This window comes from Amycolatopsis rubida (genome assembly GCF_900115345.1).
Lineage (GTDB): Bacteria > Actinomycetota > Actinomycetes > Mycobacteriales > Pseudonocardiaceae > Amycolatopsis > Amycolatopsis rubida.
Genome location: NZ_FOWC01000001.1, coordinates 1,644,337 through 1,657,501, shown reverse-complemented (window position 1 = coordinate 1,657,501; position 13,165 = coordinate 1,644,337). Strand labels below are relative to the sequence as shown.

15 protein-coding genes are annotated in these 13,165 nt (G+C 68.0%); 9 read left to right on the top strand and 6 right to left on the bottom strand.

Annotation, left to right across the window (positions count from 1 at the left end; genetic code table 11):
- Positions 1-10: 10 nt before the first annotated feature.
- Positions 11-565 (bottom strand): hypothetical protein, encoded by a 555-nt coding sequence (locus BM362_RS08135; RefSeq protein ID WP_067576737.1) that lies wholly within the window; start codon positions 563-565, stop codon positions 11-13.
- Positions 566-892: 327 nt separating this feature from the next.
- On the opposite strand from BM362_RS08135, the gene BM362_RS08130 reads away from it, so the two are divergent.
- The gene (locus BM362_RS08130) at positions 893-1,105 is read left to right on the top strand and encodes a hypothetical protein (RefSeq protein WP_037354589.1); all 213 of its coding nucleotides are present in this window, start codon (positions 893-895) and stop codon (positions 1,103-1,105) included.
- Between the two features lie 664 nt (positions 1,106-1,769).
- Here the strand turns inward: BM362_RS08130 and BM362_RS08125 are convergent.
- Positions 1,770-2,315, bottom strand: coding sequence for a TetR/AcrR family transcriptional regulator (locus BM362_RS08125; RefSeq protein ID WP_067576739.1), 546 nt, complete (start codon positions 2,313-2,315; stop codon positions 1,770-1,772).
- A gap of 795 nt (positions 2,316-3,110) precedes the next feature.
- Here BM362_RS08125 and BM362_RS08120 point away from each other — a divergent pair.
- Positions 3,111-3,719 carry a nuclear transport factor 2 family protein gene (locus tag BM362_RS08120; RefSeq protein WP_198545174.1) on the top strand — a complete coding sequence of 203 codons (609 nt, stop codon included), beginning with the start codon at positions 3,111-3,113 and terminating at the stop codon, positions 3,717-3,719.
- Positions 3,716-4,330, top strand: a complete 615-nt coding sequence (locus BM362_RS08115) for a response regulator transcription factor (RefSeq protein ID WP_009084166.1) — start codon at positions 3,716-3,718, stop codon at positions 4,328-4,330. The genes BM362_RS08120 and BM362_RS08115 overlap by 4 nt, the downstream gene beginning before the upstream one ends.
- Here BM362_RS08115 and BM362_RS08110 read toward each other — a convergent pair.
- The 4 genes from BM362_RS08110 to BM362_RS08095 all read right to left on the bottom strand — a co-directional run bounded on the left by BM362_RS08110 (position 4,320) and on the right by BM362_RS08095 (position 7,865).
- Positions 4,320-5,537 (bottom strand): amidase, encoded by a 1,218-nt coding sequence (locus BM362_RS08110; protein WP_167545224.1) that lies wholly within the window; start codon positions 5,535-5,537, stop codon positions 4,320-4,322. The genes BM362_RS08115 and BM362_RS08110 overlap by 11 nt on opposite strands.
- Positions 5,534-5,782 carry a hypothetical protein gene (locus BM362_RS08105; protein WP_067578010.1) on the bottom strand — a complete coding sequence of 83 codons (249 nt, stop codon included), beginning with the start codon at positions 5,780-5,782 and terminating at the stop codon, positions 5,534-5,536. Before BM362_RS08105 ends, BM362_RS08110 begins: the two co-directional genes overlap by 4 nt.
- Positions 5,783-5,804: 22 nt before the next feature.
- On the bottom strand, positions 5,805-6,311 hold the full coding sequence (locus tag BM362_RS08100) for a flavin reductase (RefSeq protein WP_067576743.1): 507 nt from the start codon (positions 6,309-6,311) through the stop codon (positions 5,805-5,807).
- A 96-nt stretch (positions 6,312-6,407) separates the two neighbouring features.
- Positions 6,408-7,865 carry a PAS domain-containing sensor histidine kinase gene (locus BM362_RS08095; RefSeq protein WP_067576746.1) on the bottom strand — a complete coding sequence of 486 codons (1,458 nt, stop codon included), beginning with the start codon at positions 7,863-7,865 and terminating at the stop codon, positions 6,408-6,410.
- Positions 7,866-8,001: 136 nt separating this feature from the next.
- Between BM362_RS08095 and BM362_RS08090 the strand changes: the two genes are divergently transcribed.
- Genes BM362_RS08090 through BM362_RS08065 form a run of 6 tightly spaced genes read left to right on the top strand, consistent with a single transcriptional unit; the run spans position 8,002 to position 13,035 of the window.
- Positions 8,002-9,123, top strand: coding sequence for an acyl-CoA dehydrogenase family protein (locus BM362_RS08090; RefSeq protein ID WP_093572596.1), 1,122 nt, complete (start codon positions 8,002-8,004; stop codon positions 9,121-9,123).
- 32 nt (positions 9,124-9,155) lie between these two features.
- Entirely contained in the window at positions 9,156-9,536 is a 381-nt protein-coding gene (locus BM362_RS08085; RefSeq protein WP_067576750.1) for a hypothetical protein, read from the top strand.
- A gap of 13 nt (positions 9,537-9,549) precedes the next feature.
- A complete protein-coding gene (locus tag BM362_RS08080; RefSeq protein WP_067576752.1) occupies positions 9,550-10,821 on the top strand; it encodes an aromatic ring-hydroxylating oxygenase subunit alpha in 1,272 nt (423 codons plus the stop codon).
- Positions 10,814-11,317 (top strand): aromatic-ring-hydroxylating dioxygenase subunit beta, encoded by a 504-nt coding sequence (locus BM362_RS08075; protein WP_093572595.1) that lies wholly within the window; start codon positions 10,814-10,816, stop codon positions 11,315-11,317. The genes BM362_RS08080 and BM362_RS08075 overlap by 8 nt, the downstream gene beginning before the upstream one ends.
- On the top strand, positions 11,314-12,057 hold the full coding sequence (locus tag BM362_RS08070; RefSeq protein WP_093572594.1) for an SDR family NAD(P)-dependent oxidoreductase: 744 nt from the start codon (positions 11,314-11,316) through the stop codon (positions 12,055-12,057). The genes BM362_RS08075 and BM362_RS08070 overlap by 4 nt, the downstream gene beginning before the upstream one ends.
- Before the next feature lie 21 nt (positions 12,058-12,078).
- Positions 12,079-13,035: a PDR/VanB family oxidoreductase gene (locus BM362_RS08065; protein ID WP_093572593.1), complete on the top strand. Its 957-nt coding sequence runs from the start codon at positions 12,079-12,081 to the stop codon at positions 13,033-13,035.
- Positions 13,036-13,165: the final 130 nt, after the last annotated feature.

Genomic DNA, 13,165 nt, shown 5'->3' with positions numbered 1-13,165 from the left:
TGTAGACAGTTCAGCCAAGCCGAACCCGCACCGGCCCCGCCGGCTCCGCGACCGCCTCGGCAACCGGCTCGCGCAGCACCTTCGACAACTGCCACGCCTCCAGCCCGGCGAGAACGGTGTTGGCGACGACGAGCACCAGATACAACCCGGCCTGCACCGAAAGCCGGAACGGATGCTGGTCGGAAGCCCCGGCCAGCAACGAAATATGGCACGCGACCACGACCACCATCGACGCCGCGGACAACCCGCCCAGCACGATGAGCACCACCCGCAGCACCCGGGTGCGCCGCCAGTTCAGGTAGCCGGTCTGGACCAGACCCGGAGTGCTGACCATGACCAGCCCGCACCCGTAACCGGAAAACCCGCCGACCACCCCGCCACCCGCGACCAGCGCGGTCGTCAGGTGATTCGAAACCGGAACCCGGTAGGCGGCGAGGATCGCGGCCACGCAGACCAGCAGCCCCAACGGCAGGTGCGGCCAGCCGTACCAGGGAAGCCGCCGCTCCATCCGGAGAATCGTCGGCAGATCGATGTCGCGGTACGCCTCGGGGTCGCGCAAAGCCATTCGCACCGTTCCTCTCGTCCCGGAAACCCCCGGTGTGTGCGCGGTGACCGGCGAAGCCTAGGGCAGGCCGCCCAGCCGTGCAAAATCCACCCGAATCCGCCGCTAAGCGGGACCAGGTCACCGCCCCTTACTTTCGCACCCCGCTCCCAACCCGCCCGCCAACCGGCAAAGCCCGCGTGACCCACGCCACCCGCCAGCCGGCGCGCATCCTCCCGACCAGCAGGAACTAACCTCGAATCCGCGTTCACTTCTTGCGCTTCCTCCGGGGTTGTCCCGGGATGTCCGGTAGAGCGATTTTCTGTCGGTGGTGCAAGTTAGGCTGCACGCATGAACACCGACGAACCAACCGTCGCCGCCGAGGATCTCGCCCAAGGCCAGTGGTTCTGGCACGAACCCGCTCCCGGCCTGCGTTCCTGGCCGCTGCAGGTGGCCACAGCCGAGATCCTCGAAGACGCAGTCCGCATCATCACCACCGACGAGGTCCGGGAACTGGTCTCCTACGCCCGCGACCGCCGGGTCCGCCTGGCCGTCGCCTCCTGAACTAAACCACCGACAGCACCACCACTGGGGAAATCTGGGGGACCGGGCCGGCCGCACACGCGAGCGGCCCGTCCAATATGGACACGACGTCCGACGCTTCGGCTTTCGGCCGGATCTCGCGCTGAGTTTCCTGAACTTTTCGGCAGAGCTTGCTGCCTGCACCCCACCGCGTCCGCCCCACGGCGGTCACCGCACGACGCGCTCCACTCACTCCGCGATATGTGCCGCGCGCGTATTCACCGCGCCTGGGTGACCGCTCGCCGCGCCACATCCGCTGCGATCGCTGTCTCGCGCCACTTGTCTCGGCACTGCATCGCGCTCACTGCCCCGTGCCACTCCTGCACGCCGGGATCGCCAATCCGCAATAGCACCACGCCACAATCGCCCGACCGCGCGGGTGCCTGCCCCGCCACACACCCGCGCAGCGCATCACCTCACCGATGCACCACAACATCACATGGCGTCATCTAGCGCAGCACGCCTGCCGCACCCCGATAACCACGTCGCGATCGGTGCCAGTTGCGCGTGATCCGTTGCCTTGCAAGCAGACCTCATCTGCACCGATCCGCCGGTTATGCATGAAAGGCAAGCGCCATCAGGTTGCCCGGCCGACCGGAAAGCCGCCCCGCCGACCTCCGCTCGGCACACTGAGCCACGGCCCAGGTCAGCGGGAAAGGACTCCTTGCAGCAGGACGTCCAGGAGGTGGCGAGCACGGGAATCCCACTCGTCCTCGTCAAGGCGCGTCAGATAGCCCGACAAAATGAACAGGTCCCGGGCGTCGATGTCGGGGCGGATGGTTCCTTCGGCCTTCCCAGCGTCGAGCAGGAGGGTGATGGCGTCGCCGAGCGGGCCGTGGCTTTCTTCGGACAGGCCTTTCCACACCGCGGTTTCCAGTGCCGCGAAGACGCCGCGTTTGACTCGTGCGTATTCGGCGATCCGGTCGAACCAGCGGGACAGCGCCTCGACCGGTTCACTGGCAGCCAGCAGTTCCGGAGCCAGCGCGGCCAGGTCCTCCACCTCCTGCCGGTACACCTCGGCAAGCAGGTCCTCTCGGGTAGGGAAGTGCCGGTAGAGCGTTCCCTGCCCGACCCCGGCCGACTTGGCCACCGCGTTCAGCCGCAACTCTCCCGAGGAGGCGATCGCTTCGCGGGCGATCTCGACGATCCGCTCCCGGTTCTCCCGGGCGTCGGCCCGCTGAGCCGCGCTCATCGCCGACGACCGCTACCCATGGAAACGCACATACCGCAACGTTATCGCGGCCCCCGCGAGAGCTGCATAATTTGCGGCCCGGCGCGCCCGCCAGTGACCAAGCGTTCCCGGAGAAACGGCAGTATCGCCGCCAACGACCAAGTGCTCCCGAGGGAGGGCAAGCGCTCCCACCTGTCAATGACCGAGGGGGCGCGGCGAACAGCAACCAACCCATCGGCCAATCACCGAGAGCACTCCGGCAACAGCAACCAACCCACCCGCCAACCACCGACAACACCCCCGCAACAGCAACCAACCCACCCGCCAACCACCGACAACACCCCCGCAACAGCAACCAACCCACTCGCCAATGGCCAGGAGATCTCCGGGGAAACGGCCGCTCCCCGCCCGCCAACGGCCAAGAGCACCTGGAGAACAGCAGCCAACCCGCCAGGAAACAGCGGCATCCCCGACCACCAACAGCGAAGAACTCCCGGGGAGGCGCAGCGTTCCTGCCCCGCCCACACCCGCCATCCCGCCCCGCTGCTCCGAACAGGACATCATCCGCCCCAAGCATCCCCAAGGCGTTGTCCACCGGCCAACCCGTCCATTGATAACCCCCACCACCCGGTTGAAACACGCCGCGCATAACTCCCCGTTTCGATTGACAACCCTTCCAGCCCCGGCAGAGGCTGGTCACAAGCTGCCAACGCGCGGAGCGGTCCGGTTACCCTGTCAACGAGCCGAAAACCGCACCGAAAGGCCAACCCCGGCACTGAAGCGCCCGCCCTCCCGCCTTCCCTAGTGAGGAAAACGATGTCTTTCGAGCACTCCGCACTGTCCGACAGCAGCCAGGACCGGCGGGTGGCCGCGTTGGAGGAGACCGTCGCGGGGCTCGTGCGGCGGGTTGGGGTGCTCGAGGCCGAGGCGGAGATCCGCCGGGTACAGGCGCGCTACATGTTCCTCTGCGACACGCCCTGCCCCGAGTTCGGACTCACCGGCGACGATGAGCGGATCGACCTCATCATGGAGCTCTACACCGAGGACGCGGTCTGGGAGGGCGTCGGCGAGTACTACGACGGGCAGTTCGGGCGGGCCGAAGGCGCCGCGGCTATCCGGGCGCATTTTCAGCGGTTCTGGGGCGAGAAGAAGGACCCCGAACTTCTGCTGAACGCGCACTATCTCACCTCCGAGCAGATTCGCGTGGACGGCGACGAGGCCACCGGGCAATGGATCCACATGCAGCCGTGGCTGTTCTCGGACGGGAAAGCGCTCCTGCGGTCCAGCCGGTTGAACAACGCGTTCCGCCGCGTCGGCGACACCTGGCGGATCACCCGCACCCGCACCGAAAACGTCTTCATCGCCCCGCTGCCGGAAGGCTGGGCCAGCGACTATCCCTCGGCCTCGGTGCTGATGAAGCCATGAGCGACGACCCGGTCGTGCACGTGGTGGACGACGACGAGGATCTCCGGCAGTCCCTGGTGTTCCTGCTGGAGAGCGTCGGCGTGCAGGCGTTGACGTACCCGGACGCCCAGACATTCCTCGACGAATTCGATCCGGCCGAACCCGCGGTCGTGATCGTCGACGTGCGCATGCCGGCGATCAGCGGTTTTCAGCTGCAGGAAAAGCTCGCGGAAATCGACTGCCCGGCTCCGCTGATCTTCTGTTCCGCGCACGGCGACATTCCGATGTCGGTCCGGGCGCTCACCGCGGGGGCGGTCGATTTCCTGGAGAAGCCCTACCAGGCCCAGCGCATGGTCGAGGTGGTCCAGACCCAGCTCATCGAGGCCCGCCGCCGGTTCGCGGAGCACGCGGAGCGGCAGGCGGTCCGGGCCCGGCTCGACACGCTGACTCAGCGCGAGCGCGAAGTACTTCGGCTGGTGGTCGACGGGATGCCCAGCCAGGCGATCGCGCACCGGCTGGGCACCAGCGTCAAAACCGTCGACGTGCATCGGGCCCGGATCAAGGCGAAGACCTCAGCGGACAGCTTGGGGACGCTGGTCCGCGACATCCTCACCCATCGCGTCACCGTTTGAGCGCGGTCTCCACCCAGCAGCCCGTACCCAGCAGCGCAGCCTCGCCGGAAGCCTTGCCGACCAGCTGCAATCCCAGCGGCAAGCGAGCTTCGTCGCGCAGGCCCGGGACGGCGACGACCGGGAGGCCCAGTGCCTGCCACGGGCGGCTGAGCGCGGGATCGCCGGTCGCAGCCAGGCCGGCGGGGGCCGAACCGAGCGCGGCTGGGGCGAGGACGGCGTCGTAGCCGGTCCCTAGGTCGGCTAGCCGGGCAGCGCCGGAAGCGACGACGTCCAGTGCGGCCTCGTACTCGGCGCGCGGCATCTCCGCGCCGGTACGCAGCAGTTGCGCCAGCGGGGCGCTGAGACGGTCCGCAGAAGCAAGCTCGACAGAGCGTTCCCGCGCCGCTTCGTAAGCCATCACCACGGGGTGTGCGGCGGTCAAACCAAGCACCAAAGCAGGGTCCGGGAATTCGTCGACCACGGCACCGTCGGCACGCAGCAGAGAAACCGCGGTTTGCAGCGCGTTCCGCATAGCTGGGCTCACGTCGGTTGGGGACCAGACCAGCAATCGCGGTGCCGAACAAGCGGCAACCTCGGGCTCCCCCGACAGCGCTGACCAGGCCAAGGCCAGATCGGAAACCGTCGCGGTGAGCATGCCGTGGCTGTCCAGGCTCGGGCTCAGGCCGGTGACGCCGTCGACCGGGAACCGGCCTCGGCTCATGACCAGCGAGGCGACTCCGCAGAACGCGGCCGGTCGGGTCACCGAGCCAGCGGTCTGCGAGCCCAAAGCCAGCGGGACGTGGCCAGCGGCAACGGCGGCGGCGGAACCGCTGGAGGAACCGCCGGGGGTGTGGCCGGGTGCCGCGGGATTATCCGTGGGACCCGGTGCGAAGAAAGCGAATTCCGTGGTGACCGTCTTGCCGATCGGCACCGCTCCGGCCCGCCGCCATTCGCCGACGATCGAAGCGTCCACAGTGGCCGGTGGAGCCTCCGCGCGCAGGACGGAACCGCAGCGGGTCGGGAGTCCGGCCAGGTCGATGATGTCCTTGACGCCCAACGGAACTCCGCCCAGCGGCCCCGTCGACGCAGGCACGTAAGCCGACGAAACCCAAGCATCGAAAGACGCCGCCGCGATCCGCGAGCGCGCCTCCGCGACGGCGGCTTCCGGTGTCGTCCGGCCAGCGGTCAGATCGGCGACCAGGGCGCGCAGCGACCACGGGCCGGTCACGGCTGGGTCCAGGCGGCGTCGGCGGTCCAGTAGTCCATGCCGCTCGCGCTGACCGCGTGCCGCCACCCGGACGTCCGGCGCAGCAGCGGTTCGACGCGCGCGGTGGCCTCGTCGGCGGCGTCCGGGCCGTCTGCCGGGACCTGCCAGTGCACCCAGTCCAGTTCGCGGCCGTGCTCGTCGTGCACGAAGAGATCGACGTGCCGCCAGCCGTAGCCGTGCGTGTCGTTGTAGCAGGTCAGGGTCATCCGGTCCACGGGTTCTCCTCGATCAGGCGCTGAGTGCGGCAAGCCGGTGGAAGCGACGCTGGAAGTACACCAAAGCACCGCTGTCCGGCGCGGTCAGCACCTTCTCGATCTCCACGAACAGCACCGAATGCGATCCGTGCTCCTGTTCGGCGACGATCCGGCCGACCAGCGAGGCCGCCGCGCCGCGCAGGACCGGGGCGTCCTCGCTGCCGAGGTCCCAGCAGTCCTGCTCGAAGCGTTCGGCGGTCGGCACCTTCGTCGCGCCGGCGAAGTGCATGGCCAGGTCCTCCTGGCCGGGGCCGAGGACGTTGACGCAGACCTGGCCGTTGCCGACCAGGATCGCGTGCGACCGGCTCGACCGGTTGACGCACACAAGCACGGTCGGCGGGCTGTCGGTGACCGAGCAGGCGGCGCTCACCGTCATCCCGGCGAGGCCGTGCGGGCCCGCGGTGGTCACGACGTTGACGGCCGCGGAGAGGTTGGCCATCGCGGTGCGGAATTCGCGCTGGGTCCGGGTCAGCTCGGACACGATGCCTCCTAGTACTGGGGCCGGGACTGTCTCGACCGTACAAAGCCGCACCGGTCCCGGGATATCGAGAACTTCCCCGGCGTAGCTGAAGAATTCCTAACCCGGGCCGGTCGCGGGCAGTGCGAAGCCGAAGCGCGAACCGCCGCCCGCGCGGTGTTCGGCCCAGATCGTCCCGTGCTGGCGGGTGATGATGCGGTGGCTCAGCGCCAGTCCGATGCCGCTGCCGCGCTCCTTCGCGGTGAACGACTCGTCGAACGGATTGCGCGGGAAGCCGCGGCCGCGATCGTCCACGGTGACCACGCCGGTGTCGCCGTCGCGGCGCGTGGTGAGCACCAGTCGCCGCCGCTGCTGCGGGCACTGGGCCATTTCCTCGATCGCGTTGAAGCACAGGTTGAGCACGACCTGGCCGGTCAGCACGCGTTCGCAGTGCACCGGCACGGCTTCGGCGGACCGCTCGAAGGTCACCTCGATCGCGGCCGGTTCAGCTCGCAACCGCACGAAGTACAGGCATTCCTCGACGATCTCGTTGAGGTCGGCGACCTGCTCCACCTGCTCCAGATGCCCGACGAACGCGCGCACGGACGACACGATCTGGCTCGCCCGCTCGATCTGCCGGACCGCGCTGTCGATGCCGTACACGACCGGCTCGGCATCAAGCGTCCGCGACCGGACGCCGGCCAGGAAGTTGCCCGCCGCGGCGAGCGGCTGGCTCAGTTCGTGCGCGATCGCCATCGCCATGTCGCCCATCGCGGTGTAGCGCGCCAGGTAGTTCTCCCGGTGCAGCTCACGCTCGCGCCGAACCTCGCCGCGGATGCGCTCGGACACGTCGTAGAGCAGCAGCAGAAACGCGTCTCCACCAGGCTCTCGAAGCCGTTCGACGCTCCCTTCCAGCCACACCCTGCCCTGGATTTCCAGCCGTACCTGCGTGGCAGGCACCGCGCGTTCGCGGACCTCGTCCCAGGTGGCCGGACGGTCGTCGAGCCGCAGGCTGGCGTAGTCGGTCAGGCGGCCGAGCGGTTCATCCGGCGTCGCCCCGAACAGCGCGACCGCGGAGTCTGTCGCGAACCGCAGCTCGCCCGAGCCGTCGAGCATCAACGCGACCGCCGACGTCTGCCGGGCCAGTGCGTCCACCCAGGACGTGGTCAACCGCAGCTCACGCTCGATTTCCTGCTCGCGTTCGATGTCGCGGAACTGCACCATCACCGCCGGGCCCTGAGCCAGCTCGACCCGCGTGGCCACCGCGTCCGTCGGAATCACCCGGCCGGATTTCGTGCGGTAGTGCCATTCGATCCGGCTGACGCCCTTGTCGACCGCCTCCTGCAGCCACGCCCGCCCGATCACCCGGTCGTATTGCTGCGCGGAGCTGCTCATGTGGTTCGCCTTCAGCGGCCGCAGCTCGGTGACGCTCCATTCGAGCATCTCGCAGGCGGCCGGATTGGCCCACAGGATGTTCTTCGTCGCGCCGTCGTGCACGAGCACGCACGTGCGGCTGGCGTTGAGCATCGCGACGAAATCGTGCGTCGTCAGCTCGGGCGCGCGCGGGTCTGCCTCCATCGGCTCAGCGTAAAGCCCCTGGCTGGCGGCTCGCACTGAAGAAATCCCCTACGCCCGCTCAGGCACTACCAATTCCCGCGCGGCGGCGTCCTTCGTACCGTCGACAGCGACCGCACCGGCATTCTGAGGAGCAGCGATGAGCGCAGTCACCATGGAGGAGGTGCTCGCCGAGCTCGCCAAGCGCAAGGACGAGTTCCAGCAGCAGCGCTACGTTCCGCGGGACTTCATCGACCGGCTCAAGCAGCTCGGCATCTACCGGGCCAGCACGCCGGCGAAGTTCGGCGGCGACCCGCTCCCGCCCGCCGAATTCCTCCGCCTGATCGAGCGGATTTCCACAGTGGACGGTTCGACCGGCTGGGTCGCCAGCTTCGGCTCGTCGCTGATCTACCTCGCCGCGCTCCCGCTCGACACGCAGGCCGAGCTGTACAAAGACGGTCCGGACGTCGCCTTCGCCGGCGGGCTCTTCCCGGTCCAGGCCGCCCCGGCGACCGAGAGCGGCTTCCGCCTGGACGGCCGGTGGAAGTTCGCCAGCGGCTGCATGGGTGCGGACATCCTCGGCGTCGGCATCCCCGGCGACGAATCGACCGGCGGGAAACCGCGGACCGCGCTGCTGCGGCCCGAGCAGGTCGAGATCGTTCCGGAATGGGACGTCGTCGGCATGCGCGGCACCGGTTCGTTCGACCTGGTCGTACGCGACGTCGAGGTCCCGCGCGAGTGGACGTTCATCCGCGGCGGCGCGCCCACAGTGGACGAACCGCTCTACCGCTACCCCACGATCGCTTACGCCGCACAGGTTCTCGCCATCGTCGGCGCGGGTGTCGCGCGCGCCGCGCTCGACCACGCCCGTGAGGTCGGCGCTGGCTACACCGGCGTCACCGGTGCGCCGAAGCTCGCCGACCGCGGCTACTACCGCACCGGGTACGCCGACGCCGAGGCCGCGCTGCGGTCCGCCCGCGCCTGGTTCTACGAGGTCAGCCACGAGGTCTGGGACACCATCGTTTCCGGCGGCGAGGCCAGCGACGAGCAGAACGCCCAGCTGCGGCTTTCGTCCGCGCACCTCGCCAAGACGTCCTCGGAGGTCGTCTCGAAGCTCGTCGAGATTTCCGGCACCGCGCCGATCTACTCGACGCACCCGCTGCGTGGACTTCAGGGCGACGCACTGGTACCCAAGCAGCATGCGTTCCTGGGCCCGGCCATCCACGACGCCGCCGGCGCGGTGCTCCTGGGACAGCCGCCGACCAGCCCCGGATTCCGCTGACCAGCCACCACCACGACGAGGAGTCTCCGACTGTGAGCACGCAGCCCCTGCGGGTGCTTTTCTGCATCGGCATCAACCAGAACTTCTTCGACCTGCCCGCCGACGGCATCACCATCGGCGACGTCTGGCAGTCCTTCGTGTCCATGATGGACCAGCTGAAAGCGTTGCCCGGCATCACTTTCATCGGCGACATCGACGACGATTCGCACATGGTCGGCCCGTCTGAGGGCTGGCCGTGGACCTGCTACCTCCTGGCCGACGCCGACAGCCAGGAAACCGTCAAGGCAGGCTGCAACCTGCTGCGCACCACAGAGGTCGGCAGCAACGGCGTCAAGCTGTGGCGCTTCGCCAAGATCGAAGCCCGCATCGGCCGACCGCTGACCGTCCGCGAAGACGTCGAACTGCCCGACTGAAATCGGAGACCTCATGACTGAGAACACCGTTGTTCCCGCCGATTTCGCCGAAAGCGACCGGGTGGCCGCGCGGCTTTACACCGACCCGGAAATCTTCGAACGCGAGATGACGCAGATCTTCGAGCGTTCGTGGGTGTGGGTCGCACACGTCAGCGAGCTGGCGCAGCCGGGCAACTTCAAGTCCACGTACGTCGGCCGCCAGCCGGTAATCGTGACGCGGGACCGCAAGGGCACGCTGCACACGATGCTCAACCGCTGCCGCCACCGCGGCGCGAGCCTGTGCGAGAAGCCGAGCGGCAAAGCCAACGGCTTCACCTGCCCGTACCACGCCTGGAGCTACGGCCTCGACGGCAAGCTGCGCGGCATCCCTTACCCGGACGGCTACGAAGGCGTCTTGGAAAAGGGCGAGCTGTCGCTGAAGAAACTGCGCACCGAGTCGTACGGCGGCATGGTTTTCGCGACCTTCGCCGAGGACGGCGAGTCCCTTGAGGACTTCCTCGGCGACGCCAAACTGTGGATCGACCGTTTCATGAAGCAGGGCGGCGGTTACCCGATCAAGGTGCTCGGCAAGCACCAGTTCAGGTTCCGCGGCAACTGGAAGATCCAGCTGGAAAACACCACCGACGGCTACCACTTCCCGATCGTGCACCGGTCGTGGATGGCTTCGGTGGACGCGGAAACCGCCGACATGATGTCGTTCATGACCGATCCGTCGGCGATCACGCATTCGCTCGGCAACGGGCACAGCGTCATGCAGATGGTGCCGGAGCACTCCGACCTGGACGTCGACGACGGCACCGAGCCGCTCCAGGGCCGGTTCGACCACGTCGTGGCCGAGCTGTCGAAGACCCTGGACGAGGCGCAGGTGCGCAAGGTGGTCCGGGCCATGCACGGCACCGGGTTCAACCTCAACCTGTTCCCGAACGTCTCGATGTCCGCGGCGTTTTTCCGGGTGCTGCGGCCGATTTCGGCCAACGAGACGCTGATCGAGCACGTCGCGATCGGTCCCGACGGACCGCCGGAGCTGGACGTGGTCAACCGCGAACGGCTGCGCATCCACGAACACTTCCAGGGCCCCTTCGGCTTCGGCACGCCGGACGACGCCGAAGGCTGGGACCGCGTGCAGCGGGGCGCGCACGGCGGCCCGGACCTGCCGATCCTGGTCAACCGCGGGCTCGCGAGGGAAAAGGCGAGCCCCGAAGGCTGGCCGACCTCGCACGTCACCGACGAAACCGGCATGCGCGCCGCGTACGCCCAGTGGAAGGAAATGATGGGCGATGACTGAAACCATCCCCACCACCGACACCCGTGTCGCGCGCGCCGTCGACCTGGTCAACCGCGAGGCGGAACTGCTGGACCGCACGGAATACCACGTGTGGGAAAAGCTGTTCACCGAAGACGGCATTTACGTCATCCCGATCGACCGCGAGACCGACGATTTCGCCGGCTCGCTGAACATGGTCTACGACGACGCGCGGATGCGGCAGATGCGCATCGCGCGGATGACCGAGGGCTACGCACTCGCCGCCGTCGATTCCGCCCGCACAGTGCGCACGGTGTCGCGCTTCGTGCCGGAATCCGTGTCCGACGAGGAAGTCGTGCTGCGTTCGGCGCAGATCCTGGTCGCCTACAAGCGCGGCACCCACGACCTGTGGGCGGCGGATCTGGTGCACCGCATCCGGTTCTCGCCGGACGGTCCCGCAGGCGACCGGATCGCGTTGAAGGTCGTCCGGTTGGTCAACAGCGACGAAGCCGTTCCGGCCGCGGGATTCCTGCTGTGAGCGCGCCGGCGGAACCGCACGTCGCGGTAGTCACCGGTGGTGCGAACGGTCTCGGCGAAGCGATCGTGCGACAGCTGCACGCCGAGGGTTACCGCGTCGCGATCGTGGACGTCAACGGGGACGCGGCCGAGAAGCTTGCCGCAGAGCTCCGCAGTTGCCGTGGCTACGCGGTCGACGTGCGGGATCGAGCGGCGCTCGCGCAACTGAAGGACGACGTCGTCCGCGATTTCGGCAGCGTCCAGGTGCTGGTCAACAACGCGGCCCGCACTCAGGCGGCCCCGCTGATGGAGATCACGCCAGAAGACCTCGACGCGGTCCTCGCGGTCAACTTCACCGGCACGTTCACCGCCTGCCAGATCTTCGGCGCGTACTTCGCCGAGCAGGGCTACGGGCGAATCGTGAACATGGCGTCGCTGGCCGGGCAGAACGGCGGGACCGCGACCGGCGGACACTACGCGTCGTCCAAGGGCGCGATCATGTCCGCGACGAAGGTGTTCGCGCGCGAACTCGCCTCGCGCGGGGTCACCGTGAACTCCGTGTCCCCGGGACCGCTGGACAGCCCGATGGTGCATTCGATCGTCGGCGAGGACAACCTCGAATCCTTCACGAAGAACATTCCCGTCGGACGGCTCGGCGACCCGGCGTTCATCGCGCGGATGGTGTCGCTGCTCGCCTCGCCCGGCGCGGCCTCGGTCACCGGGGCCTGCTGGGACGCCAACGGCGGCCTTTACCTGCGCTGAACCGCTTGAAACGGAGAGCCGATGCCGAACACCGTGGTCCGCGTGGCCGAGGTCGTCGAGGAAGCGCCTGGGATCCGGGCGCTTCGCCTCGTGCGCGCCGACGGCCTGCCGTTCGACCCGCACTCCGCCGGTGCGCACGTCGACGTCACCGGTCCGACCGGGATCCTGCGCCAGTATTCGCTGTGCGGGCGGCCGGACGACACGTCGTCGCTGCTGATCGCGGTGAAACGGGAGCCGGATTCGCGTGGTGGTTCCGAGGCGCTGCACGCTGTAGCGGAGAACGACAAGCTGGAGATCGGCTCGGCACGGAACCTGCTTTCGCTGGCTCCGGACGCCGGCCGGCACGTGCTGATCGCGGGCGGCATCGGCATCACTCCGTTGCTGAGCCTGGCTTATCAGCTGCACGCGGACGATGCGGACTTCGAACTGCACTACTTCGCGCGCAGCCGGGAGTCAGCGGCTTTCGTTTCGCTGCTTGAGGAACAGGCCGGATTCCGGGATCGCGTCCTGCTGCATTTCGGCGTGCCTCGCGACGAGCAGCCTGCTGTACTCGCGGAAGTGGCGGCTGGGCTCAGTTCTTCCGGGCACGTCTACACCTGCGGTCCGGAAGGGTTCATGGACCAGGTCACCGGCGTGTTCGCGCCCGTGGTCGGCGATACGCAGGTGCACGTAGAACATTTCACCGCGGCCGAGGTCGACACGAGCGGCGACCAGCCGTTCACCGTCGAACTCGACACCGGCGAGGTGTTCGAGATTCCGGCCGACCGGTCGATCCTGTCGGTGCTGACCGACAACGGGATCGAGGTGTTCAAATCGTGCGAGGAAGGCATCTGCGGTTCCTGTGTTTCCGGGGTGCTGGAAGGCACGCCGGAGCACCGCGACCAGTGTCTTTCGGCCAGCGACAAGGCTTCCGGCGACCAGATGGCGCTGTGCGTGTCGCGGGCTCGCTCCGAAAAACTGGTGATCGAACTGTACTGAGCCGCCTCGGCCAGAATCCTCGCGATTCCGGCCGTCGCGTCTATTAATTGATCGATTTTATTTATCAATCCGCCGCAAATCGGACTTTGCCTCCTTCGTCACGCTTTCCCTAAGCTGTGTCCACCGTTTC

Bases quoted from the DNA above. Each gene is read 5' to 3' on its own strand.
- BM362_RS08135 (WP_067576737.1), bottom strand. From the start codon at position 565: ATGGCTTTGCGCGACCCCGAGGCGTACCGCGACATCGATCTGCCGACG.
- BM362_RS08130 (WP_037354589.1), top strand. From the start codon at position 893: ATGAACACCGACGAACCAACCGTCGCCGCCGAGGATCTCGCCCAAGGC.
- BM362_RS08125 (WP_067576739.1), bottom strand. From the start codon at position 2,315: ATGAGCGCGGCTCAGCGGGCCGACGCCCGGGAGAACCGGGAGCGGATC.
- BM362_RS08120 (WP_198545174.1), top strand. From the start codon at position 3,111: ATGTCTTTCGAGCACTCCGCACTGTCCGACAGCAGCCAGGACCGGCGG.
- BM362_RS08115 (WP_009084166.1), top strand. From the start codon at position 3,716: ATGAGCGACGACCCGGTCGTGCACGTGGTGGACGACGACGAGGATCTC.
- BM362_RS08105 (WP_067578010.1), bottom strand. From the start codon at position 5,782: ATGACCCTGACCTGCTACAACGACACGCACGGCTACGGCTGGCGGCAC.
- BM362_RS08095 (WP_067576746.1), bottom strand. From the start codon at position 7,865: ATGGAGGCAGACCCGCGCGCGCCCGAGCTGACGACGCACGATTTCGTC.
- BM362_RS08090 (WP_093572596.1), top strand. From the start codon at position 8,002: ATGAGCGCAGTCACCATGGAGGAGGTGCTCGCCGAGCTCGCCAAGCGC.
- BM362_RS08080 (WP_067576752.1), top strand. From the start codon at position 9,550: ATGACTGAGAACACCGTTGTTCCCGCCGATTTCGCCGAAAGCGACCGG.
- BM362_RS08075 (WP_093572595.1), top strand. From the start codon at position 10,814: ATGACTGAAACCATCCCCACCACCGACACCCGTGTCGCGCGCGCCGTC.
- BM362_RS08065 (WP_093572593.1), top strand. From the start codon at position 12,079: ATGCCGAACACCGTGGTCCGCGTGGCCGAGGTCGTCGAGGAAGCGCCT.